Genomic DNA, 25,080 nt, shown 5'->3' with positions numbered 1-25,080 from the left:
GGTCAAACCTCCAGATACTGGCGGCGCTCGTTTTTGCTGGCGAGGCGCGCGGAAATGATTCGAACGAAATTCGGGTCACGGTAGGTGTACGCCACGACCAGCAAACGACCTTTGGCGTCCAGCCCCATGATGATCCAGCGTTGTTCATCATGGTGATCGTCCTCAAGGGTCAGTGCCCGTTCATCATGGAACACTGGCTCCGTCTCAGCGAGGCTGATGCCCAGGTGCTTGAGTTTGTTGGCTGCGTTCTTCGCCTTGTGATACTGAATTTCGAATGGCTTCATTATGCATACTTTATATGTATATGAAAGACGGCGATCGCTACCGATGGTCGCCAGGAATTCAAAAGACTAGTGGGCGCGGGAGAATGGGGCGGACGGATGTATTGCAGGGTTTTTTTGCGAGCTGGAGCGCGGTGGCACTCAGTCTGCATGAACGACCGTTCATAATTTGACTGGCAAGTTGTATACAACTCTATAGACATTTGTCCTAGATCTTGAATACAGTGTGCGCATAACAAAAACCAGGGAACCCCCTAACATGAAAACGCCCCATGTTTCACACCAACGGCCTGAAGATGAAAATCTCGGGATCGGCGCGAATATGGCTTACGGCCTGCAACATGTTCTGACCATGTACGGTGGCATCGTCGCGGTGCCCTTGATCATTGGTCAGGCCGCCGGGCTGTCGCCGGCGGACATCGGTTTGTTGATTGCTGCTTCATTGTTTGCGGGGGGGCTGGCCACGTTGCTGCAAACCCTGGGTCTACCGTTTTTCGGTTGTCAGTTGCCGCTGGTACAGGGCGTGTCGTTTTCCGGTGTCGCGACCATGGTGGCGATTGTCAGCAGCGGTGGTGAAGGCGGGTTCCAGTCGATCCTGGGGGCGGTGATAGCCGCGTCCCTGATCGGGTTGCTGATCACACCGGTGTTCTCGCGAATCACCAAGTTCTTCCCACCGCTGGTCACGGGCATCGTGATCACCACCATCGGCCTGACGCTGATGCCGGTAGCGGCGCGCTGGGCCATGGGTGGCAACAGTCATGCCCCTGACTTTGGCAGCATGGCCAACATCGGCCTGGCAGCGGTGACGCTGGTGCTGGTGCTGTTGTTGAGCAAGATCGGCAGCGCCACCATCTCAAGGTTGTCGATCCTGTTGGCGATGGTCATCGGGACGCTGATCGCGGTGTTCCTCGGCATGGCGGATTTCTCGTCCGTCGGCCAGGGGCCGATGTTCGGTTTCCCGACCCCCTTCCACTTTGGCATGCCGACCTTCCACTTCGCGGCAATCCTGTCGATGTGCATCGTGGTCATGGTGACCCTGGTGGAGACTTCGGCCGATATCCTGGCCGTGGGTGAAATCATCGACACCAAGGTCGACTCCAAGCGCCTGGGTAATGGTCTGCGGGCGGACATGCTGTCGAGCATGATCGCACCGATCTTCGGCTCCTTCACCCAAAGCGCCTTCGCCCAGAACGTCGGGTTGGTGGCGGTGACCGGCATCAAGAGCCGTTATGTGGTGGCGACCGGCGGCCTATTCCTGGTGATCCTCGGCCTGCTGCCGTTCATGGGGCGTGTGATCGCCGCGGTGCCCACCTCCGTCCTCGGCGGGGCCGGTATCGTGCTGTTCGGCACCGTTGCAGCCAGCGGGATTCGGACGCTGTCCAAGGTCGACTACCGCAACAACGTCAACCTGATCATCGTCGCGACCTCCATCGGTTTCGGCATGATCCCGATTGCCGCGCCGAACTTCTACGATCACTTCCCAAGCTGGTTCGCCACGATCTTCCATTCGGGCATCAGCTCCTCGGCAATCATGGCGATCGTGCTCAACCTGACCTTCAACCACCTCACCGCCGGTAACTCCGACCAGCAGTCGGTGTTTGCGGCCGGTACCGAGCGGGTGCTGCGCTATCAGGACCTGGCGGCGTTGCGCGAAGGGGATTACTTCAGCGACGGCAAGTTGCACGACTGTGATGGCAAGGAGATCCCGGTGGTGGAATCGGCGCACGGGGCGGTCGACCCGCGACCGGTGCTGGCTAAAAGCAGCGAGCATGTCTGACCTGCATCGCGGATGAAAAAAGGCCGATCTGTTGAATAGACAGATCGGCTTTTTCTTTGCGGATCAAAAAATCGCTGTCTTTTGCATCGGCCACAAAAAAGCCCCTGAATCTTTCAATTCAGGGGCTTTTGATATTGCTGTCTGGCTCCACGACCTGGACTCGAACCAGGGACCCAGTGATTAACAGTCACTTGCTCTACCAACTGAGCTATCGCGGAATGGCGCCTATGTTACTGATTCAAAAAGAGAAGTCAAGCGTTTGATAGTAAAATGAGGATTTCATCGGGACGGACGGTGGTTTATCACCGATTGGCGGTTACCGGAATCGCTTGGGGGGGCTAACATGGCTGCCCGGAAGTGGTTCCACGCGCTGCCGGCCATTCGCCGATAAGGTACGTGCCATGACTTGCTTGACCGCCACAAAACCTCAACACAATGGGGTGTTCCCATGAGCATCGCGCAAATCAGCCTGCCCAAGGGCGTCGGCCCGCACGCCGAAAAACTGTTCGATGCAATCACCCAGGCCAGCAACGCCGATGAGTTGAACCGTGCGGGGGGGAAGGCCGAGGGTTTTGTCCTGGGCCTGGAAAGCACCAAGGCGATCAAGAGCCAGGTCGCTGAATCTCTGTATGTCGCCTATGACGATGCCGCCAGCCAGCGCGCGACCGAACTGGCCTAGCCGCCGAAGGTAATGGTGCCAAGCATCAGTTTGGCATAGAGCGCCGTGGCACCCAGCTGCACCAGCCACAGGGCCAGGCCACCGAGAAACACGCCGGCAGCGACTTGCATCACCAGGTTGTTGCTGCGTTGTTTGGCCGGGGCGCGGGGGATGAAGTCATCCAGGTCATCGCGGTCGGCGCGTAGGTCATCGTTTTTCATTTGGGCTCTCGTAAGAAATCTCGGGTGTACTTAAAACCCTGTAGGAGCAGCCGGTCGACGCTCGAATGCTCGCGAAAAACCTGAGGGCACCACGGGGCGTCAGGTTTCCCGAGTCATCGTTGACGACCATCTCGAGCAGGCTCGCTCCTACAGTGGATAGATGTGTGCAGTTTAGAGGGCTCGCTCCGGTTGCCGAAAATTATCTGCGACAAATAAAAAACGGGAAGCCCGTGGCTTCCCGTTTTTCTTATCGGCAGACGACTCAGATCACCTGAACGATCGCATCCGTCACAACTTTGATGTTGCTCTGATTCAGCGCAGCCACGCAGATACGACCGGTGTCCAGGGCGTAGATGCCGAACTCGTTGCGCAGGCGATGCACTTGTTCAACGCTCAGGCCGGAGTAGGAGAACATGCCGCACTGACGACCGACGAAGCTGAAATCGCGCTGAGGCGCTTTTTGTGCCAGCAGGTCGACCATCTGGGTACGCATGCCACGAATACGCAGGCGCATTTCGGCCAGTTCGGCTTCCCACTGGGCGCGCAGTTCCGGGCTGTTCAGCACCGCAGCGACAACGCTGGCACCGTGCGTCGGCGGGTTGGAGTAGTTGGTGCGGATCACGCGTTTGACTTGCGACAGTACGCGCGCGCTTTCTTCTTTCGATTCGCTGACGATCGACAGGGCGCCAACGCGCTCACCGTACAGCGAGAACGACTTGGAGAACGAGCTGGAAGCGAAGAACGTCAGGCCCGACTCAGCAAACATACGTACGGCAGCGGCGTCTTCGTCGATGCCATCGCCGAAGCCCTGGTAGGCCATGTCGAGGAACGGCACGTGGCCTTTGGCTTTAACGACTTCCAGGACGTTTTTCCAGTCCGCCGGGCTCAGGTCCACGCCGGTCGGGTTGTGGCAGCAGGCGTGCAGCACAATGATCGAGCCGTTTGGCAGCGCGTTCAGGTCTTCCAGCATGCCGGTACGGTTCACGTCGTGGGTCGCGGCGTCGTAGTAACGGTAGTTCTGCACCGGGAAACCGGCGGTTTCGAACAGCGCGCGGTGGTTTTCCCAGCTCGGGTCGCTGATCGCCACAACGGCGTTCGGCAGCAGTTGCTTGAGGAAGTCGGCACCGATTTTCAGTGCGCCGGTACCACCGACAGCCTGGGTGGTGATGACGCGGCCGGCAGCGATCAGCGGCGAATCATTGCCGAACAGCAGCTTTTGCACCGCCTGGTCGTAGGCGGCGATGCCGTCGATTGGCAGGTAGCCACGGGAAACGTGTTGAGCGGCGCGAATGGTTTCGGCTTCGACAACGGCGCGCAGGAGTGGAATTTTCCCCTCCTCGTTGCAATAAACACCGACTCCCAGGTTGACCTTGTTGGTACGGGTATCGGCGTTGAATGCTTCGTTGAGGCCCAGGATTGGATCGCGTGGTGCCATTTCGACAGCGGAGAACAGGCTCATTTTTGCGGCGGCTCTGAATGGAGAATGGAGGGACGTGTCGCGCTCCAGCCGAATGCACTAGAGCGGTGCACAAACGGGGAGCTAGTATAGAGGCCATCTGCGATTGATGGCGACAGACGAATCGGCTTTTAAGGTAAGTTTTTTCCATTATTTTTCGACCGTTAGTCGATTGGCGTCGTCAAAGGCTTTACCCGTTGTAGGACGTTTGCCTTGAAAGCGCTGGCAATCGGCTCCACATTGAGCGCAATCCAGTTTTTTCCTCGGGCGACATCGGTCGTTTGCGGTCTTTCTCGTTCGTGTCGGTTTAACCGGCAAGAGTGATCCCAGAGGTTCTACATGTCTGAATTCCAGCTAGTCACCCGCTTCGAGCCCGCCGGCGATCAACCGGAGGCTATCCGCCTGATGGTCGAGGGCATCGAGGCCGGGCTGGCGCACCAGACGTTGCTCGGTGTGACAGGTTCAGGCAAGACCTTCAGCATCGCCAACGTGATCGCCCAGGTGCAGCGCCCGACGCTGGTGCTGGCGCCCAACAAGACCCTCGCCGCGCAGTTGTACGGTGAGTTCAAGGCGTTCTTCCCGAACAATGCCGTCGAGTACTTCGTTTCCTACTACGACTACTACCAGCCTGAAGCCTACGTGCCGTCTTCGGACACCTTCATCGAGAAAGACGCCTCGATCAACGACCATATCGAGCAGATGCGGCTGTCCGCGACCAAGGCTTTGCTGGAACGTAAGGACGCGATCATCGTCACCACGGTGTCGTGCATCTACGGCCTGGGCAGCCCGGAAACCTATCTGAAGATGGTTTTGCACGTGGATCGCGGCGACAAGCTCGACCAGCGTGAATTGCTGCGACGCCTGGCGGACTTGCAATACACCCGCAACGACATGGAATTCGCCCGCGCGACGTTCCGTGTGCGCGGCGATGTGATTGATATCCACCCGGCGGAATCGGATTTTGAAGCGATCCGCATCGAACTCTTCGACGATGAAGTGGAAAGCCTGTCGGCATTCGACCCGCTGACCGGAGAGGTCATCCGCAAGCTGCCGCGCTTCACGTTCTACCCGAAAAGCCACTACGTGACGCCCCGGGAAACCCTGATGGCTGCCGTCGAAGGGATCAAGGTCGAGTTGCAGGAGCGCCTGGAATACCTGCGTTCCAACAACAAGCTGGTGGAGGCACAGCGTCTGGAGCAGCGCACCCGGTTTGACCTGGAGATGATTCTCGAGCTGGGTTATTGCAACGGCATCGAGAACTATTCGCGCTACCTGTCCGGTCGCGAAGCTGGGGCAGCGCCGCCGACCCTCTACGATTACCTGCCGGCCGACGCCTTGCTGGTGATCGACGAATCCCACGTCAGCGTGCCGCAAGTGGGCGCCATGTACAAAGGCGACCGCTCGCGTAAAGAGACGCTGGTGGAATATGGCTTCCGCCTGCCGTCGGCGCTGGACAACCGGCCGATGCGTTTCGACGAGTGGGAAAGCATCAGCCCGCAGACGATTTTTGTCTCGGCGACGCCGGGCAACTATGAGGCCGAACACGCCGGGCGCGTGATTGACATGGTGGTGCGTCCGACCGGGCTGGTGGACCCGCAAATCGAGATCCGCCCGGCACTGACCCAGGTCGACGACTTGCTGTCGGAAATCACCAAGCGCGTCGCGCTGGAAGAGCGAGTGCTGGTCACCACGCTGACCAAGCGCATGGCCGAGGACTTGACCGACTACCTGGCCGATCACGGCGTGCGCGTGCGCTATCTGCACTCGGACATCGACACCGTGGAGCGGGTGGAAATCATCCGCGACTTGCGCCTTGGCACCTTTGATGTGCTGGTGGGGATCAACCTGCTGCGCGAGGGCCTGGACATGCCGGAAGTGTCGCTGGTGGCCATCCTCGATGCCGACAAGGAAGGCTTCCTGCGTTCCGAGCGCTCGCTGATCCAGACCATCGGCCGGGCGGCGCGTAACCTCAATGGCCGGGCGATCCTGTATGCCGACCGGATCACGGGCTCCATGGAGCGGGCGATCGGTGAAACCGAGCGCCGCCGCGACAAGCAGATCGCCTTCAACCTGGCCAACGGCATCACGCCCAAGGGCGTGTTCAAGGACGTTGCCGACATCATGGAAGGCGCCACCGTGCCGGGTTCGCGCAGCAAGAAGCGCAAGGGCATGGCCAAGGCCGCCGAGGAAAACGCCCGCTACGAAGCCGAGCTGCGCTCGCCGGGTGAGATCGCCAAGCGCATCAAGGCGCTGGAAGAGAAGATGTACCAGTTGGCGCGTGACCTGGAGTTTGAAGCGGCGGCGCAGATGCGCGACGAGATTGCCAAGTTGCGGGAGCGGTTGATTACTGTCTGAAAGAGCAGAGACAACGTTGACCTGTAGGAGCTGGCTTGCCAGCGAATGGATGGTGGCCCTGATGCAGCCTTCGCTGGCAAGCCAGCTCCTACAGATGGGGTGGTGGTCTCAATGTGCTTCCCCAGCCTTCAACCCCGCCGGCAATGTCCTGGTCAGCAACACCGCCAGCATGCTGATCCCCAGCGCAATCCCGACAAAATGAAACGCATCGTTATAGGCCATGATCGACGCCTGCTGGTGGGCGATCTCGCTGAGCTTGCCCAGCGCCGCCGTTTCGTTGCCCAGGGTGCTGGTCAACGACGCCAGGCGCTCGGCCACCTGCGGATTGCTCGGCACGATCGCCTCGCGCAGATAATCGAAGTAGGTCTTGGTCCGCGCATCCAGCAGGGTGGCGAGGAGGGCGATGCCGATGGCGCCTCCGAGGTTGCGCAGGATGTTGAACAGGCTCGACGCCGAGCCCGCATCCTGGGGCAGGATGTACGCGGTGGCGATCAACGAAATGGTGACCATGATCAGCGGCTGGCCCAAGGCGCGAATGATCTGGATCTGGTTGAACTGTGGCCCGGCGAAATCCGGGTTGAGCACGCCAGAGGAAAAACTCGCCAGGCCGAACAGGCCGAAGCCAATGGTGCACAGCCATTTCGGCGAGACAACCTTCATCAACTTGGGCACCAGCGGAATCAGGAACAGCTGCGGCACGCCCATCCACATGATCACTTCGCCGATCTGCAGGGCGTTGTAGTTCTGGATCTGCGCCAGGTACAACGGCAACAAGTAGATCGACCCGTACAGCCCAACCCCCATCCCGATGCTGGAAATGCTCGATAGGCCGAAATTGCGATTGCCCAGGATGCCGAGGTTGATCAGCGGATTGGGCTTGGAAAACTGCACGATCACGAAGGTGATCAGGCTGATCAGCGCGATGCTGCCCAGAGCCACGATCAGGTCCGACTCCAGCCAGTCCTTGCGATGGCCTTCTTCCAGGAACACCTGCAAACAGCCCAGGCCGACGCCCAGGGTGACAATCCCGGCGTAGTCGGTGCTTTTCAGCAGTTCCCAGTGGGCGGCCTTCTTTTCCAGGCCGTACATCAGGCCGGCGATCATGAGCAGGCCAGGCGGTATGTTGATGTAGAAAATGTATTCCCAGCCCCAGTTTTCCGTCAGCCAGCCACCGAGCGTTGGGCCGATGGAAGGGGCGAAGGTGGCGGTCATGGCGAACATGGCCATGCCTTTGGCGCGGTGATGTTCGGGGAGTTTGATCAGGGTCAGGGTGAACGCCAACGGAATCAGCGCGCCGCCCGTGAAACCCTGCAAGGCACGAAAGACGATCATGCTCTCCAGGCTCCAGGCCATGGAGCACAGCAGCGAGGCAACGAGAAAACCGAGGGATACCCACACCGCCAGGCGTCGCGCCGATAACAGCTGAACCAGCCACGCGGTCAGCGGGATCATGATGATTTCCGCCACCAGGTACGAGGTGGAAATCCACGATCCTTCTTCCAGGGTTGCCGACAGCGCGCCCTGAATGTCCTTGAGCGAGGAGTTGGTGATCTGGATGTCGAGCACCGCCATGAAGGCGCCGAGCATCACGCTCATCACCGCGATCCAGTCCCGCCGGGTCGGTTCCCCGACCGGGCGGATCAGTTGATCACCGGCCATCGTCAGGGGTGTCTTTGCTGCTTAGTTTGCTGGTGAGGTCTTCAGGCGCGTCCTTGATGTTCACCTTGGCGGTCACTGACATGCCCGGGCGGATCTTGCCACGCAACGGGTTGTCTGCGGCGAAGGTCAGTTTCACCGGGATCCGTTGCACGACCTTGGTGAAGTTGCCCGTGGCATTGTCCGGCGGCAACAGGCTGAACTGCGCGCCCGAGGCGGCGAACAGGCTGTCGACCCGGGCTTCGATCGGCGTGTCGCCGTAGGCGTCGAAGGTCAGTTCGGCTTTCTGTCCGGGTTGCATGTGGCCAATCTGGGTTTCCTTGAAGTTGGCCTGAATCCAGATGTCTTCATCGGGCACCACCGACAGCAAATAGGCGCCGGCCTGCACGTATTGGCCATTGCGCGCGGCACGCTGGCCGATCAGGCCGCTGATCGGCGCATGGATTTCACTGCGGGTGAGGTTCAGCTCGGCCTGGGCCAGGTCGGCCCTGGCATTGGCGATCTGCGCGTCGAGGCGCTTGATTTCGGCGTTCAGCGCATTGATTTGCTGGCGCTGGCCCTGGGCGTCCGCCTGGGCCTTGAGCAATTGTGAGCGGGCAATGTGATTGTCGGCCGAGAGCGTGGTCACGCGCTCTTCCGAGACATAACCGGGCTTGCGCAAGGTCTCGGCGCGGGTCAGGTCTATCTGTGAGCGGCCCAGGCTCGCCTGGCTGGACGCCACCTGCGCGTCGCTGGCGGCAATCAGGCTGGCCTGCTGGGTCAGTTTGCTCTGGGCTTGCAGGCGTTCGGCCTGGCGGGTGGCGAGTGTCGCGTTGGCGCGCTCGACGGCGAGGCGGAAATCATCGCCTTCGAGGCGGATCAGCAACTGGCCTTTGTCGACGTGCTGGTTGTCCTGCACCAGCACCTCGTCGATGCGCGCGCCCAACTGGCTCGACACCCGAGTGATCTCACCCTGGACATAGGCGTTGTCAGTGCTTTCATAAAATCGCCCGTTGAAAAACCAATGGGCGAAAAAGCCCCCGGCGATCAGCAGGACAATCAACAGGAAGATGGACAGGCGACGCTTGAGTTGGGCAGGCATGGGGCAAACTGTAGTCGAGAATATGTAAGGAAAGTTATCAGCAGGTGAATCTGGCATACAGCCGATAAACGGTAAATGCCATCGGCTGATATTCGGCCATTCACCACGGCATACGGGCGTTGTAGAGGCAAACTTGGCTTAAATGCCCTGTTCACTGGAGCGGGGCGGGTGTCGCCTGTTACCATTCGCCCTTTGTTTGATCTTCTTTTCGAGACTTGCCATGACCACCGTCCGCACGCGCATCGCGCCATCGCCTACCGGGGACCCCCACGTAGGTACCGCTTACATCGCACTGTTCAACTACTGCTTTGCCAAGCAGCACGGCGGTGAGTTCATCCTGCGGATCGAAGACACCGACCAGCTGCGTTCGACCCGCGAGTCCGAACAGCAGATTTTCGACGCCCTGCGCTGGCTGGGTATCGACTGGAGCGAAGGCCCGGACGTTGGTGGCCCGCACGGTCCATACCGTCAGAGCGAGCGCGGCGAGATTTACCAGAAGTACTGCCAGCAGCTGGTCGACCTGGGTCACGCCTTCCCGTGCTTCTGTACCGCCGAAGAGCTGGACCAGATGCGCGCCGAGCAAATGGCCCGTGGTGAAACCCCACGTTACGACGGCCGTGCGCTGTTGCTGTCCAAGGAAGAAGTGGCGCGCCGCCTGGCCGCTGGCGAACCGCACGTGATCCGCATGAAGGTGCCGAGCGAAGGCGTCTGCGTGGTGCCGGACATGCTGCGTGGCGACGTGGAAATCCCGTGGGACCGCATGGACATGCAAGTCCTGATGAAGACCGACGGCCTGCCGACGTACTTCCTGGCCAACGTGGTCGACGATCACCTGATGGGCATCACCCACGTGCTGCGTGGCGAAGAGTGGCTGCCGTCGGCGCCGAAACTGATCCTCTTGTACGAATACTTCGGCTGGGAACAACCGGAGCTGTGCTACATGCCGCTGCTGCGTAACCCGGACAAGAGCAAGCTGTCCAAGCGCAAGAACCCGACCTCGGTGACCTTCTACGAGCGCATGGGCTTCATGCCCGAAGCCATGCTCAACTACCTGGGCCGCATGGGCTGGTCGATGCCGGACGAGCGCGAGAAGTTCTCGCTGCAGGAAATGGTCGACAACTTCGATCTCAAGCGCGTCTCCCTGGGCGGGCCGATTTTCGACATCGAGAAGCTGTCGTGGCTCAACGGCCAGTGGCTGCGTGACCTGCCGGTGGAAGAGTTCGCCGCGCGCGTGCAGAAGTGGGCGTTCAACGCTGAATACATGATGAAGATCGCACCGCACGTGCAGGGCCGCGTCGAGACCTTCAGCCAGGTCGCACCGCTGGCCGGGTTCTTCTTTGCCGGTGGGGTGAATCCGGATGCCAAGCTGTTCGAATCGAAGAAGCTCTCGGGTGATCAGGTTCGCCAGTTGATGCAGTTGATCCTGTGGAAGCTCGAAAGCCTGCGCCAGTGGGAGAAGGACAGCATCACCGCGACCATTCAGGCGGTGGTCGAATCCCTGGAGCTTAAGTTGCGTGACGCCATGCCGCTGATGTTCGCTGCCATCACTGGCCAGGCCAGCTCGGTGTCGGTACTCGATGCGATGGAAATCCTCGGGCCGGACCTGACCCGATTCCGTCTGCGCCAGGCGATCGACCTGCTGGGCGGCGTGTCGAAGAAAGAAAACAAGGAGTGGGAAAAGCTGTTGGGCGCTATCGCCTGACACGCTTGATGACGGACTGATGGCCATTGTGTACGCCCGTCGTTGGGCGCGCGGTGGTCCTCAGACCCCCGATTTTTCGGGGGGAGGGCGGTAAGTGATTGTTATGTCGGCAAAAAATTTTAAATTTTTTGAAAAATAAGTTTGACAGACTTTCGATACGCCCTTAAGATTCGCCCCGTCCTCAGCGATGAAGCCAACGGCAACATCAACGATGAGGGGCTATAGCTCAGCTGGGAGAGCGCTTGCATGGCATGCAAGAGGTCGACGGTTCGATCCCGTCTAGCTCCACCAATTTACAGTTCAAGGTCTGGCCACACCGGCCTTGAATCGATCAGTACTCAGCACTGATCAGTTGTATAGAAGGGTTTGCGTCCCCTTCGTCTAGTGGCCTAGGACACCGCCCTTTCACGGCGGTAACAGGGGTTCGAGTCCCCTAGGGGACGCCAGTTTTACAGAAGCGATGTTGCAAGATGTCGCTCCGCCGCGAGGCGAAAAATCTGGGGCTATAGCTCAGCTGGGAGAGCGCCTGCATGGCATGCAGGAGGTCAGCGGTTCGATCCCGCTTAGCTCCACCAATTTTACAGTTCAAGGTCTGGCCACACCGGCCTTGAATCGATCAGTTCTCAGCGCTGATCAGTGTATAGAAGGGTTTGCGTCCCCTTCGTCTAGTGGCCTAGGACACCGCCCTTTCACGGCGGTAACAGGGGTTCGAGTCCCCTAGGGGACGCCACGATTACCCGCTCTGCGGGATTTTATAAGGGTCATTCAATTATTGAATGGCCCTTTTGTTTGTCTGGCGTTTGGCCAAATCTCCCCCTTTCTCCCAAACTGTTCTTCAGACCAGCGGTCACATCCACGACTTGCAGAAAATTATTATGAGAATAATATTCTAGTCGTAATATTCGGAGGCAACGATGAACGATAAAAAAGCTCAAACCCGCGAACGCATCCTCAAGGCTGCCAGCGCCGCGCTGATCCAGCGTGGTCCGGCCGAGCCGAGCGTTGGCGAAGTGATGGGCGCAGCCGGCCTGACCGTCGGCGGCTTCTATGCGCACTTCGAAAGCAAGGACGCGATGATGCTGGAAGCGTTCAAGCAGTTGCTGGGTCACCGCCGTGACCTGATTGCCGACATGGATGACCAATTGACCGGTGAAGAGCGTCGCGCGTTGGTCGCTGCGTTTTATCTGTCACGCAAACACCGTGATTCCAGCGAGTCTGCGTGCCCGATCCCGGCCTCGATCGGTGAGCTCGGCCGCCTGCCTGAGGCGTTTCGAATCGCCCTGAATGAGCACATGGAACTGATGGTCGCGCAGTTGGCGGCCAGTCCTGAAGACACCGACAAAGCCCTGGCCGATCTGGCCTTGATGGTGGGCGGCCTGGCGCTGGCACGGGCGCTGGGACCCGGTGATTTATCCGATCGTTTGCTGCGCGCGGCCAAGTCGGCGGTGCGTTGACCTGAAGGCTGCGGCCTGGGGAGAATGCGATGAGCACGTTGAAGTGGGTTCGTGGCGTTAATGGCACCTTGGGCTGGTTCGCCCCGAAGCTGGTGGCGAGCAAAATGCGCCTGGCGTTCATGACGCCGCGCGATTTTCCACCGCGTGATTGGGAATTGCCGCTGCTGGCCAAATCCGAACGAATCACTTTGCGTTTCGGCCTCTCGGCCTTGCGCTGGGGGCAAGGCCCTGCGGTGTTGCTGATGCACGGCTGGGAAGGTCGGCCTACGCAGTTTGCCAGCCTGATCACGGCGCTGGTCGATGCCGGGTATTCGGTTGTCGCCCTGGACGGCCCGGCGCACGGTCGCTCGCCCGGAAGCGAGGCGAATGTCGTGCTGTTCGCCCGTGCCATGCTCGAAGCCGCTGCCGAGTTGCCGCCGCTGCAAGCGGTCATCGGCCACTCCATGGGCGGTGCCAGCGCCATGCTTGCCGTGCAATTGGGCTTGCGCACCGAAACCCTGGTCAGCATCGCCGCCCCGGCGCGGATTCTCGGGGTATTGCGCGGTTTCGCCCGCTATGTGGGGCTGCCCCCGAAAGCCCGCTCGGCGTTCATCCGCCAGGTCGAGACTGACGTTGGCATGCGCGCGGCGATGCTGGATGTCGCGCACTACCAGCTCGACATGCCTGGCCTGATCGTGCATGCCGAAGATGACACCCATGTCCCGGTCAAGGAATCGCAACTGATCCACGAAGCCTGGTTCGACAGTCGCTTGCTGCGTCTGCAGGAAGGCGGTCATCAGCGGGTGCTGGCCGACCCGCGGGTGATTGATGGCGTGTTATCACTGCTGGCCGGTCGCAGCCTGCAATCGCGCCAATCGGCTTGAGCATCCGTTACACTGCCCCGGTCGAATCAAACTGACCGGGGAGTGGGGCATGGGCTGGGATCGGGCAACGCCATTTATCATTGATCTGCAAGTGGGCGCCGAGGACATCGATGGGCTGGGGCACGCCAATAACGCGGTGTACGTGACCTGGCTGGAACGCTGTGCCTGGCGCCACTCCCAGCGCCTGGGCCTGGATCTGGTCGAGTATCGTCGGCTGGACCGGGCGATGGCGGTGGTGCGGCACGAGATCGATTACCTGGCAGCCGCCTATGAAGGCGACGAGCTGCAGTTGGCGACCTGGATCGTCGATTGGGATCAGCGTCTGCGCATGACCCGGCATTTCCAGCTGAAGCGCCCCAGCGACAACTCGACCCTGCTGCGCGCGCAAACCACGTTCGTTTGCATCGAGCTGTCCACGGGCAAGCCCAAGCGCATGCCTGCCGAGTTCATCGAAGGCTATGGGCCTGCGTTGCAGCTCACGATCTGATTGTCCGAACGGGCCTCTTCGCGGGCAAGCCTCGCTCCTACAGCGAAGACGTCCGCACAAACGCCACCATCCGGTCTGACGAAATACCTTCTGCACGCCGAAACCAGTAAACTGCCGCACGTTTTTCGTTGAGTGTGTTTTTCATGCAAATTGCCTTGGCGCCCATGGAGGGGTTGGTCGACGATATCCTGCGCGACGTGCTGACCCGAGTGGGCGGTATCGATTGGTGCGTGACCGAGTTCATTCGGGTCAACGACCAACTGCTCACGCCTGCCTATTTCCATAAATTCGGCCCGGAGCTGCTCAACGGCGCCCGGACTGCTTCTGGTGTGCCACTGCGCGTGCAGCTGTTGGGTTCGGACCCTGTGTGCCTGGCGGAAAACGCCGCGCTGGCGTGTGAGCTGGGCTCTGAGGTGATCGATCTCAATTTCGGCTGCCCGGCCAAGACGGTCAACAAGTCCCGGGGCGGTGCTGTGCTGCTCAAAGAGCCTGAGCTGCTCAACCAGATCGTCGAGCATGTACGTCGCGCCGTTCCGGCGCACATTCCGGTAACGGCCAAGATGCGCCTGGGCTTCGATAGCCCGGACGGTTCGCTGGTGTGCGCCACGGCGCTGGCTGAAGGCGGCGCCGAGCATATCGTGGTCCACGCGCGAACCAAGACCGACGGCTACAAGCCACCCGCCCATTGGGAGTGGATCCCGCGCGTACAGGACGTGGTCAAGGTGCCAGTGTTCGCCAACGGCGATATCTGGAGCGTCGAAGACTGGCGCCGTTGCCGCGAAATCAGTGGCGTGGAAGACATCATGCTCGGTCGCGGCCTGGTGTCGCGCCCGGATCTCGCCCGGCAAATCGTGGCGGCGAAGGCCGGTGAAGAAGTCGTCGAGATGACCTGGGCCGAGCTGCTGCCGCTCATCCAGGACTTCTGGCTGCAAGCCAAGGCGCAGATGACCGCGCGTCAATCGCCGGGCCGATTGAAGCAGTGGCTGGCGATGTTGACTCGCAATTATCCGGAGGCGGTAGAGCTGTTCAGCGTGCTGCGCCGTGAGACCGAACTGGATCAAGTCTCGCGTTTGTTGGGGTTGCAGGTGGCTGAGGCCGCCTGAAAAAAATCTGTGGAAAATCTCTTGAAAACCAATCAGCGGTCCCTATCTAAGGGTTACGCGATGCCGAATTCGGGTCGCGGAGACAAAAAACCTTGCTGATTGTTTTCAGGAGATTTGAACCATGAGTACCGCATTTTCCCTGGCCCCACTGTTCCGTTCCTCTGTCGGTTTCGACCGTTTCAACGACCTGTTCGAAACCGCCCTGCGCAACGAGCCAGGCAGCACCTACCCACCCTACAACGTCGAGAAACACGGTGACGACCAATACCGCATCGTCGTGGCGGCGGCCGGCTTCCAGGAAGAAGACCTGGAGCTGCAAGTCGAGAAGGGCGTGCTGACCATCAGTGGCGGCAAACGTGACGCCAACGAAGGCGTGACCTTCCTGCACCAGGGCATTGCCCAGCGTGCGTTCAAGCTGTCGTTCCGCTTGGCTGATCACATTGAAATCAAGGCCGCGGACCTGCGCAACGGTCTGTTGAGCATCGACCTGTTGCGGGTTATTCCGGAAGAGGCAAAAGCCAAGCGCATCCCGATCAACGGGACGCAAAAGCCGGCTCTGCAACACTAAGTCAGAGCAGGAAAAGGGCGCCATCAGGCGCCCTTTTTTGTGAAAATAAATCTGTCCCCCTCTTTTGTCCCCCTCTTTTTATCCTCCCTTTTTCATTGTTTTATTTCCCTATGGCTGTCGCAGAGTTTTCGCAGCCTTTTCAAGGCGAACCCGAGGGATAGGAACGTAGCGAGGGAATAGAGTGTCATTGTAGATAGAAGTTGCGGGAATGCTTGAGCTCACGGGGAGTGGTCTTCCTATCACTTTTAGGTCCATGATTGCGACTTTAAGCTGAAGTCTAAAGACGTCCATACTGGTTGCTACCCTTGCCTCAGTGGACCTAGTTAATAGATATGATGCATCGTTCACTATGTCGAGTCTTCTTGTAATCTGTGACATGTATCCTTGTGCCTGCGGTAGAAGGTCGGGTGCTTGTCCGCGTGTCGCGGATTGATAACGTAATAGCTCAACTTCGTCCGGGACGAGCACTCGGTTGTCGGAGATGAGTTTTTCGGCAACTTTTCGTGTGGATTCAAATCTGAGGGTGTATGGAGTGCTCGGTTGTAGCTTTGTTACTGCCTCTACCGTAGCGGTTGATAACATCCCATTACCGGCGCGAAATTTTATAGAAGATTTCATCGTATTAAGAATTGCCTCCAAAGTTCGCCCTGTTGGATCAGTATTCAAGACTGGATTGCCACTGCAATATGCATATGCGTTCACCCCTCCCTTTTTAAACGGGCTCAAACTGTCTGGACTATTGAAACGCATTAATACGGGATTGAACTGTCGATATCCATTACCTAAGTGATAATGCCCAGTCACCGGATCGGGTCGTTCGCCGTTATATGCAAGCAGTCTAAGTAACCCGTTACTTGGTAGACGATGGCCATAAGGCGTATAAGCAATGGGATGTAGTCGGTGTGCGTCGAGAGCGTTCAATACCGACCCTTGCAGGTCGGTTGTCAGTAGGGTGATATCGATCTTGTTGTCCATATGCTGCCGTTGCGCCAACACTTGGACGTCATGCTGAAAAATACTGTTCTTGACCGAGTCCTGGATTTCAGTGGTCAAACGGTCTTTACAGTGAAAACGCTGAATGCCGGCTTGCCCAATCGGCGCCCAATCGATAGATCGATCCAAGGCGTCATAGCGGTAACTGCACAGCAGACTCTGGCGAGGTGATATGGGCATTGGCTGAGCTCCTAGCAAGGTCCATAAAGCTGGACCTAAAGCATCGGCGCATTTTCAGTTTCTGCCCACTATCAGAACTGCTAGTCCGCTCATGTGGCTGGGGTCAATGCAGTCAAGTCCACCCATACCGAACCAGATGAAAGAAGATCGGCGCCGCAAAACACACCGAATCCAGTCGGTCGAGCATGCCACCATGGCCCTCGATCATATGCCCCCAATCCTTCACCCCACGGTCGCGCTTGATCGCCGACATCACGATGCCGCCGGCGAATCCCAGCAGGTTGATCAGCAGGGCGATGAGCAGCGACTGCCAGGCGGTGAACGGTGTGATCCACCACAGGGCGCAGCCGATCAGCGAGGCCAGCAGGATGCCGCCGACAAAACCTTCCACGGTCTTGGACGGCGACAGGTTCGGGGCGATCTTGCGTTTGCCGAACAATTTGCCGCAGACGTACTGCAGCACATCCGACATCTGCACCACGATCACCAGATAGGCGATCAGCAGCAGGTTTCGGCCCTCATAACCGGCGATGTCCAGGGTCAGCAGGGCGGGGACATGGGACACGCAGAACACCGCGATCATCAGGCCCCACTGGACTTTCGAGGCGCGTTCGAGGAAGTGCGTGCTGTCGCCGCCCAGCGACGCCAGGATCGGCAGGAGCAGGAACACGTAGACCGGGATGAAGATCGAGAACAGCCCGTACCAGTCGTAGTAGATCAACAGGTACTGCAACGGCAGCGCCAGGTAGAAGGCCGCGACCAATGCCGGGTAGTCGCTGCGGCGGGTGGGCGTGAGGGTCATGAATTCGCGCAGGGCGTAGAAGGACACGGTGTAGAACAGCAGGATCACCGCGGTGGTGCCGAGCCAGAAGGCGATCCCGATCACCAGGACCATCACCCACCAGGCGTTGATCCGCGCGTTGAGGTTGTCGATCACCGGGTTGGGGCTGCCTTGGCTGCGGCGCTTGAGCACCCAACCAATCGCCGAGGCCAGAAGCAGAAACGCGCCAATCCCACCGAACAACATCAAGGTTTGTCTATCCATGTCAGGCAGGCTCCCCGGCCAGGCTCAGCAGCGCGTCGCGACTGCGTTCGAGAAAGTGCGTCTTGCTTTCGTCTTCGCCCAGGGTCAGCGCAGCGCCAAAGCTGATGGTGCATAACAGCGGCAGCGGCAGGACCCGCCCCTTGGGCATGACGCGGTTGAGGTTGGCGATCCACACCGGGATCAACTGCGCCTGGGGATACTGCCTTGCCAGGTGGTACAGCCCGCTCTTGAACGGCAGCAAACCCTCATCGGGGTTGCGCGTGCCTTCGGGGAAGATGATCAGCGAGTCGCCGTTTTCCAGGGCATCGAGCATTGGCTGCAAGGGGTTGTCGGCGGGTTCCTTGCGTTCACGGTCAACCAGCACGCCGTTGAACACCTGGTTGATGATGTAGCGCCGCAGCGCGCTTTTCAGCCAGTAGTCGGAGCCTGCCACGGGCCGGGTGATGGTGCGCAGGGTTGGCGGCAGCGAGGCCCACAGCAGGACGAAATCGCCATGGCTGCTGTGGTTGGCGAAGTAGATCCGCTGTACCGGTTCCGGCGCACAGCCGAGCCACAGGCTGCGCGCGCCGGTCAGGATGCGCGCGGCCGAGGTGATGAGGGTGGCAACCACGGGTTCGAGCATGAGATCTCCTTATCCAGCAAAGGTCAGCCAGGGGCCGGCCAGGATGAAAACCAGGGTCAACAACAGTTGTGCGGCCACCAGCAGCGCCTGGCGGCGTAACAGTTTCAGGGCTCCGGCGATGCGTTCGCTCCAGGGGCGGCCGCCGCGGTCAGCGGGTTGTAGGCCGAGGGCCGCCAATGCCTGGTCCAGGGCTTGAGTGTGCTGGGGAAGCTCTTCGGCGGGGTTGGCGAGGTGTCGGAATAGATCGGCATCGAAGGCAACCCGCAGTGCCCAGTATTTTTGCCATAGACCGAGCACCAGCAGCCCGCTGCTGCAGACCAGGCCCCACCACCCAGGTCCGGGAATTACGTATTGGCTCAGGCCGAGCAGGGCGCCCAGCAGGGTGAGGCCGCTGGAGAGTCGATCCAGTGAGTCGCCGCGACGCAACAGGCTGGCGGTCGCCTGCAACTGCATATCAATGGGCACTGTGCATCTCCATATGGATCGCCAGCGGCTCCAGCGCCTCTCGGTGACGCGGCCCCAGGACAATCCCCGGGCGAGCGCGCTGAATCAACAAGAAGGCTTCGGCGACACTGCTGGCCCGCCCGGTGTGCAACAGCCAGGCGGCTACGGCGGTGGCGCTGCGCGAATAGCCCAGGGCGCAGCAGACCAGGAGCGGCCCATGCTGGCGCAGGCTTTCGATGGCCAATGCGGCTTCCCGGCATTGCGCGGCGGTGGGGGCGGTCAGGTCCAGGACAGGCAACGCACGGTAGGCGACAGCGCCAGGATCGAGAGACAGTTCGGCACACAGGTCGAACACCGCAGTGAAGTTACTGCTCTCGAGTTCTCGGCGAGTCGGTATGCGCCCGAGCCAGACGTCATCGAGCACCTGGTCTGGCAGCGGATTGTTGCGGGTCCACAGCCGCGAATTGATCCAGGCGGCCGCCAGGTAGGGCGCCAGCAGCCAGCGCGCGGCGGGGGACAGTCGCCCGTCGGCGCGCTTCTGAAACCCTCCTGCGTCCAGGACGGCGTAATTGAGCGCCACCAGCAGCAAGGCCAATGCTGACCAGGTCAGCCACAGCCAAGCTCCGCCGAAGTAAAAGGCCGGGACGGCGAAGGCTGCAGCCCCCAACAGGTAATACAACGCGAGTTGCCAGCGCTTTTTTTCGGTTGCCAGCCGGGCGTCGTGCAGAGGCCCCGGTCCCTCCAGCGGCCACACCCATACACACAGCCAGCCAAGCAGCGCACCGGTAGGCAGATCAATGAAGTGGTGCTGGTAGGTGGTCAGCACCGAGAGCCCGATCAGGGTAAACCAGGCGTGCATCAATCCGCGCCAGAAGCCCTGCAAGTGCCGGTGATAGCAGGTCCACAGGATGACCAACAGCGCAATATGCAGCGATGGCGCCTGATTGAACGGTTTGTCGAAACCGGCCAGGACGTCGAACAGCCAACCGAATACGCCGTCCAGTTCCGGCCGGGCGAAGGTGAAGCGCAACGGCCAGATCAGAAAGCAACTGACGGCAATCAGTTGCGCGGTCAGCAGGCGCAAGGCGTGGCGCCTGAGCTCTACGCGACTGGTGGGCAACAACAGGGACAGCCCGTACAGCAAGTCGATGGACCAGTACGGGACGATGCTCCAGGCCCAGAACGGCATGTGGGTTTCCCAGCCGAAGACCAGGCTGCCGACATCGTCGCGCTGGGTGGTGACCCAGGTGGCGAAGCCGTAGGTGCCGAAAAACAATGGCGCCAGGAGCAGCAGCCAGAGCACTGCGGGCTTGAGCAAGCCGGGCTCGCGTGCCGCCGTTGCTGTGAGCTGCATCACGACACCCGTTGCGCGAGAGCCACGCTGAAAATCCCCCACTCGTCGACGCGCATGCCGACCTTGCGAAATCCGGCGACCTCCACCAGTTGATCCATTTCCGCCTGGGTGCGCCGGCGCATGACCCAGGCCTGGCCTTCACGGTGGCTGGTCAGGGCGCGGGCGATCAGTTCCAGCTGCGGGTGCCAGGGTTGACCGGTGTAGACCAGGTAGCCACCGGGCTCGACGGCTTCGGCCAGCCCGGCGAGGGACGCGCTAACCATTTGGTTGTCGGCGAACAGTTCGTAGAGTCCGGAGACCACCGCCAGGGTCGGTTTGGGCTCCAGCGCGGCCAGGTCGGCACGGTCGAAGGCGTCGCCCTTGACGAACCGCGCGATTCCTTCCAGGCCTTTTTCCCGGATCAGCGCGCTGCCGTCGCGCACGTTGATATCGCTGTAGTCGCGCAACAGAATCGATTCGGGTAACGGGCTGACGCCCTGCAAGGCTTCGAGAATGTAACGTCCGTGTCCGGCGGCGATGTCGACGATGCGCACTTCGCGGCCCTGGTCGCGTAATTGCTGCATCGCCAGGCGCAGCAGTTCTTCGACGTGCAGCTTGCGTTGGCGAATGCCGCGCCAGCCGATGGAGTCGAGGTAATTGCGGTCGATCAGGCGGCCGACACCCGAGGTGCCCGTGGGGGTGTTGCGATAGACGTAGTCCAGGGTGCTCCCGGAATCGAAACCGGTGTCGAAGCCTAGCTTGATCCCGGACGACAGTTGGCTGCCCAGGCGCATGCTGGCGCGGGTCATGCGCCAATACAGATCGCGCAGGGAGTTGCGCGGCAGCGGCGCGGCCAGTGATTCGGATTCGGCGCAGGTCAGGCCCAGGCGATCGGCGGTCAGCAGGGCAGGGCGTTCGGTGGGCTGTGCGAAATTCTGCAGAACGAAGCGACGAGCGCTGGCGACGGCGTGTCCACGGTTCTTTTCACCCAGGGTGTCGTGGAAGAACCCCGGCAGGACATGTTTTTCCTTGTGCACAGTGCCCAGGCGCTCGAAAAACTGTTCCTGGGGTTGGCGATGCACGACGAAGTCGGCACCGGAGATCAGCATCTGCGTGGGTATCGCAATGGCCTGGGCATCGGCCACCACTCGGTCGGCGGCCTCGTAGAGACCGAGCAGGACATTGACTGAAATGGCCTTGGTGATCAGCGGATCGTTGTCGTAGCTGGCGACACGCTGTGGGTCATGGCTGAGAAAGCGCGCCTTGACGTAGCTGTTGACGAAAAAGTTGCCGCGCCACCGGCGCATCAGCGCCAACCCCTGGCGGGCGAAGGGCACATAGAGCTTGACCTTGAACGCCGGTGACGCCAGCACCAGCGCACGTATGCGCGGCGCGTAATCGTGGGCCCAGGTGGCCACGATCACCGCGCCGACGCTCTGGGCGATCACCGCCATATTTTCTTCATCGATACCGTAAACCGCGCTCAGGTGCTCGCAGAAGGTCTGCACGTCCCGCACGCTGGTGGCAAAGCTGGGGCTGTCGCCCCGGGCACCCGGCGAGAGACCATGGCCCCGGGCATCCCAGGCGAAGAAGTCAAAGCCGGGCAGCTCCAGTTCATCCACCAGATGGGCAATGCGCCCGGAGTGTTCATGGCCGCGGTGAAACAACAGCACGGCCTGGCGGGGCGCTCCCGGTTCAGGGCTGCCGGGCCAGTGGCGGTAGAACAATTGCACGCCATCGTGGGTGGTGAATGTTTGTTGCTGTGCTTCGCGCATTGCCATTTCCTTAGGCTGAAGAGCTGTCGATGTGTACTTCCCTGAGGCCCTGGCGGACCCGGTTGACCATGGTGTAAACCAGCAGCATCGCGATGATCGCAAACACCGTGTTGATCCAGAATGGGCTGAGCCAGCCCGGTACGATGCCGGCGGCCACGACCCCCAGCACGAAAGCCCGGTCACTTTTGCCCATGGGTCCGTCGTAGCGCCGCGAAGCCCCGACCATTGGCCCCAGTACGCCGCTGTACTCGCTGAACAAGGCGAGCAAAGTCACCAGCAGCACCAGCCACAGGCTGACACCGGGCAGCAGGGCAAAGGGCAGGATCAAGGCGCAGTCGGCGGTGATGTCGCACAACTCGTTGAGATAGGCCCCCAGGCGCGACTGCTGGTCGAACTCCCTGGCCAGCATGCCGTCGATGGCGTTGAGCGCCATGCGCACCAGCATCCAGATCGGTACCAGCACGAATACCCAGGGGTGATTCACGAAACCTGCGATCACCACGCCCACCAGTATCGAGCCGATGCCGGCCAGCAGGGTGATCTGGTTGGCGGTGGTGCCTTTGGCGAACAAGCGCCGGACCAGGGGGCGCAGGAGGTTTTGGAATGCGGGTTTGATCAGGTAGATGCTGGGCACGTTGATGAGGTCTCGGGGGAGGCGATATGGTTACTGAGTGTAGATGGCATCCTGAGATGGATTTGGGGACGGCGCCTGGTGTGTGGGTTTAATGCTCAAAGCGTGTCAGGGATTCGTCCATGGCTTGGCCAGTGACAGCTTGATGAGGTAGCGCTCCTCGGTGGGGTGCCTGTAATCCTTGAAGCGATTGACCACCAGCATCACTTGATACTGGGTGCCTGCATGCCAGTAGGAGGTGCCGCCCTTGTTCACATCCCGCAATTGGGCTCGCCATTGCGGGGTGTCGGCGAACGGTGGGTCTTCTTCGACGCGGATAGGTGTCCAGCCAGCTCTGCGCCATTGCTCTTGCAGATCCAGCACGACCTTGAAGGTGTCGTCGAGTAATAGCGGCTCAATTTGTGGGGACATGCGGACACCGTGGATGTGTTCATCATCAAACATCACCGTGAAAAAACGGGCCAGAGGGGTTACAAAACCGTACTTGGGATCAATGAAGCGCAGGCGTGCATCTGATTTCGGAACACTGAACCATGAGCGCCCCGGAATGGCTGGGCCAATGCTAGCGCTGGAGCGCTGGCGCATAGACTCGTAGGGCTCGCCAATCAATAGGGCGATTTCCGGCTCATCCGATAGGGTCTCGATCACGGCCAGTGTCAGAAGGGCCGCGACTGCCAGTACTGACACGCCGCGTCGCCAGCCCATGCGTTGCATCAGGTTCACCGCACGCCTCCACCCCAGGCGATATCCCGAATCGATTGCTCAATCTGGTCGCGCTGGTCGCTGTGCAGTAAATCGTTAAACTGCGCCGCGGCTTTGAGCACAAAGGCCATGCGCCGTTCGATGTCAGCCAGGTTGGCAAAGGGATTGCTGCCAAAACCAATGGTGCGTCCGTCCTCGATTGGACGGCACTGGCTGGCCAGCGTCAGCTCGATGGCCTGAGCGGCACCGGAGGGGATGTTAGTGACGTAGGAGGCATGGTTACCGCGCAATAACCATTTCAGACCGCTGTCTTCGTACATCGCCGGTTGCAGAATATTGACCTGTTCGTGCTTGGCTAGATACTCAACACTCTTGGCAATATTGCCCACCTCGATCGCCTCAAAGGCTTGGAGGATTTCCTCTTGGCTAGTCCCGAATTCCAGAGTTTCCTGCCCGACTGGCCACAGCACCGGATGCTGACCAGTGCCATAGATGTTTTTTCGTGAAGCGAGGCAGTCCTTCAGCGCCTCCAACCCCCGTTCCTTGTAGAACACATGCAGCGGATACACATCCAGGAACAGCGTGGTATTGCCCATGGCCAGCATCTCGTACACAAACCGGTACATCCGTTGCGAGAGCGACAAGGGAAGGTCGGCACCCCAGTGGGTGAAGCCCCATACCGGGTTGTCACGGTTGGCCTCTTCGTACTCGTGCTGGCGCTGCTCAAACGCCCGAATGGTCGCGCGCTTTTCCCGCTCACTGGGACTGAGCAAGCCTCTCAGTCCTTGTCTGGCATTGTCCCTCAATTGCTGTATCGCCTCTTCTTCCGCCTGAATTTTCTCGACCGAATCAGCCGCGTGCAGCAGACCACAGCCCACCTGTTTCGAAGCGAACGCCGCAAGACCAGCCCACTGGAAACGCGGGTCATGGCGCCACAGCTGGGCGTAGGCGGCATTGATCGCCTTGTTGCGCGCCTTCGGGTCGGCAATCAGCTTGCCGCCCGGTGCCACGACGTTTTCGACCCGCAGCTGGTAGCCGCGCCAATGGTTTTCGCAGACCGTCCCTGGCCGTTCGCTGAGCGTCGGCGAGGGGGCCCGCGCTGAAGTGAAACTGGATTGTCGTGGCGTCACCGGATTGCTGGGCGCAACAGGCGCGGCCGCCTGTTGAGGGGCACTCCTCACGGCTTGCGGCGCTGAACCCTGGGTGGACTCATAGCTGACGTTGGTAAACGACGGGAGGAGCCCGGCCTTGCAGGGACAGCTGCTGCGGCTATCCAGCGAGCCAGCTGCCAGCCTGCCGTGACTGTCAAAGAACGAGATTCCACCGACGATTTCATAGGTTTCGTCGTTCTTGCCACAGGACACCGGATCCCCGGCGCGAGCATGGGCGAAGCCATACATCATGATGCGGGTATCGGTGTCCAGCACCTCGCCACCGCAACTGGTCTTGTCGCCCTTGCGAATGAAATATCCCTTTGTCATTGCTTCAACTCCTTGTCTGTTGGCGATCTGCAGCACAAGGGTTCAATACGAAGGTGTCAGGCGTAAATCAGACGTATCCGGAATGCGTGTAGGAAAGGGGGATTGAATCGAAGGTGGGGATTTGTAGGAGCGAGCCTGCTCGCGATGAACCTGAGAGTGTCGCGGGGTGTCAGGCTCCCCGCGTTATCGTTGACGACCTTCGCGAGCAGGCT

General features: G+C 60.2%; 23 protein-coding genes, 5 tRNA genes and 1 pseudogene. 13 read left to right on the top strand and 16 right to left on the bottom strand.

Annotation, left to right across the window (positions count from 1 at the left end):
* Positions 1–2 precede the first annotated feature (2 nt).
* Positions 3–284, bottom strand: coding sequence for a BrnT family toxin (locus HFK74_RS11105; protein WP_180203530.1), 282 nt, complete (start codon positions 282–284; stop codon positions 3–5).
* Positions 285–540: 256 nt separating this feature from the next.
* Between HFK74_RS11105 and HFK74_RS11100 the strand changes: the two genes are divergently transcribed.
* Positions 541–2,058 carry a nucleobase:cation symporter-2 family protein gene (locus tag HFK74_RS11100; protein WP_180203529.1) on the top strand — a complete coding sequence of 506 codons (1,518 nt, stop codon included), beginning with the start codon at positions 541–543 and terminating at the stop codon, positions 2,056–2,058.
* 142 nt (positions 2,059–2,200) lie between these two features.
* Here HFK74_RS11100 and HFK74_RS11095 read toward each other — a convergent pair.
* Positions 2,201–2,276: transfer RNA gene (locus HFK74_RS11095), tRNA-Asn, on the bottom strand.
* A 230-nt stretch (positions 2,277–2,506) separates the two neighbouring features.
* On the opposite strand from HFK74_RS11095, the gene HFK74_RS11090 reads away from it, so the two are divergent.
* Positions 2,507–2,737, top strand: coding sequence for a hypothetical protein (locus tag HFK74_RS11090; protein WP_046817880.1), 231 nt, complete (start codon positions 2,507–2,509; stop codon positions 2,735–2,737).
* Here HFK74_RS11090 and HFK74_RS11085 read toward each other — a convergent pair.
* Entirely contained in the window at positions 2,734–2,937 is a 204-nt protein-coding gene (locus HFK74_RS11085) for a hypothetical protein (RefSeq protein WP_180203528.1), read from the bottom strand. The genes HFK74_RS11090 and HFK74_RS11085 overlap by 4 nt on opposite strands.
* Before the next feature lie 262 nt (positions 2,938–3,199).
* Positions 3,200–4,396: an amino acid aminotransferase gene (locus tag HFK74_RS11080; protein WP_180203527.1), complete on the bottom strand. Its 1,197-nt coding sequence runs from the start codon at positions 4,394–4,396 to the stop codon at positions 3,200–3,202.
* Positions 4,397–4,732: 336 nt separating this feature from the next.
* Between HFK74_RS11080 and uvrB the strand changes: the two genes are divergently transcribed.
* A complete protein-coding gene (uvrB, locus tag HFK74_RS11075; RefSeq protein ID WP_180203526.1) occupies positions 4,733–6,748 on the top strand; it encodes an excinuclease ABC subunit UvrB in 2,016 nt (671 codons plus the stop codon).
* A gap of 108 nt (positions 6,749–6,856) precedes the next feature.
* Here the strand turns inward: uvrB and HFK74_RS11070 are convergent, their stop codons facing one another.
* Together HFK74_RS11070 and HFK74_RS11065 are read right to left on the bottom strand one after the other, a co-directional pair.
* Positions 6,857–8,347 carry an MDR family MFS transporter gene (locus tag HFK74_RS11070; protein WP_180203718.1) on the bottom strand — a complete coding sequence of 497 codons (1,491 nt, stop codon included), beginning with the start codon at positions 8,345–8,347 and terminating at the stop codon, positions 6,857–6,859.
* Between the two features lie 49 nt (positions 8,348–8,396).
* Positions 8,397–9,485, bottom strand: coding sequence for an HlyD family secretion protein (locus HFK74_RS11065; RefSeq protein WP_180203525.1), 1,089 nt, complete (start codon positions 9,483–9,485; stop codon positions 8,397–8,399).
* 220 nt (positions 9,486–9,705) lie between these two features.
* On the opposite strand from HFK74_RS11065, the gene gltX reads away from it, so the two are divergent.
* The 10 genes from gltX (at position 9,706) to HFK74_RS11015 (ending at position 15,662) form a co-directional block, all read left to right on the top strand.
* The gene (gene gltX, locus HFK74_RS11060; RefSeq protein ID WP_008056328.1) at positions 9,706–11,187 is read left to right on the top strand and encodes a glutamate--tRNA ligase; all 1,482 of its coding nucleotides are present in this window, start codon (positions 9,706–9,708) and stop codon (positions 11,185–11,187) included.
* A 215-nt stretch (positions 11,188–11,402) separates the two neighbouring features.
* Positions 11,403–11,478: transfer RNA gene (locus tag HFK74_RS11055), tRNA-Ala, on the top strand.
* A 79-nt stretch (positions 11,479–11,557) separates the two neighbouring features.
* Positions 11,558–11,633: transfer RNA gene (locus HFK74_RS11050), tRNA-Glu, on the top strand.
* A 53-nt stretch (positions 11,634–11,686) separates the two neighbouring features.
* A tRNA-Ala gene (locus tag HFK74_RS11045) sits at positions 11,687–11,762 on the top strand.
* A 79-nt stretch (positions 11,763–11,841) separates the two neighbouring features.
* A tRNA-Glu gene (locus HFK74_RS11040) sits at positions 11,842–11,917 on the top strand.
* A gap of 184 nt (positions 11,918–12,101) precedes the next feature.
* The gene (locus tag HFK74_RS11035; RefSeq protein WP_180203524.1) at positions 12,102–12,641 is read left to right on the top strand and encodes a TetR/AcrR family transcriptional regulator; all 540 of its coding nucleotides are present in this window, start codon (positions 12,102–12,104) and stop codon (positions 12,639–12,641) included.
* A 29-nt stretch (positions 12,642–12,670) separates the two neighbouring features.
* Positions 12,671–13,504: an alpha/beta fold hydrolase gene (locus HFK74_RS11030; protein WP_180203523.1), complete on the top strand. Its 834-nt coding sequence runs from the start codon at positions 12,671–12,673 to the stop codon at positions 13,502–13,504.
* A 49-nt stretch (positions 13,505–13,553) separates the two neighbouring features.
* Entirely contained in the window at positions 13,554–13,991 is a 438-nt protein-coding gene (locus HFK74_RS11025; RefSeq protein WP_180203522.1) for a thioesterase family protein, read from the top strand.
* 143 nt (positions 13,992–14,134) lie between these two features.
* A complete protein-coding gene (locus tag HFK74_RS11020) occupies positions 14,135–15,094 on the top strand; it encodes a tRNA-dihydrouridine synthase (protein ID WP_180203521.1) in 960 nt (319 codons plus the stop codon).
* Positions 15,095–15,215: 121 nt separating this feature from the next.
* A complete protein-coding gene (locus tag HFK74_RS11015; protein ID WP_180203520.1) occupies positions 15,216–15,662 on the top strand; it encodes an Hsp20 family protein in 447 nt (148 codons plus the stop codon).
* Between the two features lie 108 nt (positions 15,663–15,770).
* Here HFK74_RS11015 and HFK74_RS11010 read toward each other — a convergent pair whose 3' ends face one another.
* The 10 genes and pseudogenes from HFK74_RS11010 to HFK74_RS33140 form a co-directional block, all read right to left on the bottom strand.
* On the bottom strand, positions 15,771–16,835 hold the full coding sequence (locus HFK74_RS11010) for an RHS repeat-associated core domain-containing protein (RefSeq protein WP_180203519.1): 1,065 nt from the start codon (positions 16,833–16,835) through the stop codon (positions 15,771–15,773).
* Positions 16,836–16,947: 112 nt separating this feature from the next.
* Positions 16,948–17,880 (bottom strand): phosphatidate cytidylyltransferase, encoded by a 933-nt coding sequence (locus tag HFK74_RS11005; protein ID WP_008056340.1) that lies wholly within the window; start codon positions 17,878–17,880, stop codon positions 16,948–16,950.
* 1 nt (position 17,881) lies between these two features.
* The gene (locus HFK74_RS11000) at positions 17,882–18,502 is read right to left on the bottom strand and encodes a lysophospholipid acyltransferase family protein (RefSeq protein WP_180203518.1); all 621 of its coding nucleotides are present in this window, start codon (positions 18,500–18,502) and stop codon (positions 17,882–17,884) included.
* 9 nt (positions 18,503–18,511) lie between these two features.
* Complete coding sequence (locus HFK74_RS10995) at positions 18,512–18,967, bottom strand: hypothetical protein (protein ID WP_180203517.1); 456 nt, start codon at positions 18,965–18,967, stop codon at positions 18,512–18,514.
* On the bottom strand, positions 18,957–20,300 hold the full coding sequence (locus HFK74_RS10990; RefSeq protein WP_180203516.1) for a phosphatase PAP2/dual specificity phosphatase family protein: 1,344 nt from the start codon (positions 20,298–20,300) through the stop codon (positions 18,957–18,959). The genes HFK74_RS10995 and HFK74_RS10990 overlap by 11 nt, the downstream gene beginning before the upstream one ends.
* Positions 20,300–22,054, bottom strand: a complete 1,755-nt coding sequence (locus HFK74_RS10985; RefSeq protein WP_180203515.1) for a bifunctional alpha/beta hydrolase/class I SAM-dependent methyltransferase — start codon at positions 22,052–22,054, stop codon at positions 20,300–20,302. Before HFK74_RS10985 ends, HFK74_RS10990 begins: the two co-directional genes overlap by 1 nt.
* A gap of 10 nt (positions 22,055–22,064) precedes the next feature.
* Positions 22,065–22,688, bottom strand: a complete 624-nt coding sequence (locus HFK74_RS10980; RefSeq protein ID WP_180203514.1) for a CDP-alcohol phosphatidyltransferase family protein — start codon at positions 22,686–22,688, stop codon at positions 22,065–22,067.
* Positions 22,689–22,793: 105 nt separating this feature from the next.
* Positions 22,794–23,408 (bottom strand): hypothetical protein, encoded by a 615-nt coding sequence (locus HFK74_RS10975; protein WP_180203513.1) that lies wholly within the window; start codon positions 23,406–23,408, stop codon positions 22,794–22,796.
* The gene (locus tag HFK74_RS10970) at positions 23,405–24,868 is read right to left on the bottom strand and encodes a PAAR domain-containing protein (RefSeq protein ID WP_180203512.1); all 1,464 of its coding nucleotides are present in this window, start codon (positions 24,866–24,868) and stop codon (positions 23,405–23,407) included. The genes HFK74_RS10975 and HFK74_RS10970 overlap by 4 nt, the downstream gene beginning before the upstream one ends.
* A gap of 122 nt (positions 24,869–24,990) precedes the next feature.
* A pseudogene (locus HFK74_RS33140) lies at positions 24,991–25,077 on the bottom strand (outer membrane lipoprotein carrier protein LolA); the annotation flags it as partial.
* Between the last annotated feature and the right edge of the window lie 3 nt (positions 25,078–25,080).

The sequence above is a fragment of the Pseudomonas sp. SbOxS1 genome, assembly GCF_013416725.1.
Classification (GTDB): domain Bacteria; phylum Pseudomonadota; class Gammaproteobacteria; order Pseudomonadales; family Pseudomonadaceae; genus Aquipseudomonas.
Note: the sequence above shows the minus strand (reverse complement) of the source record. Positions and strands in the feature narration are given on the sequence as shown.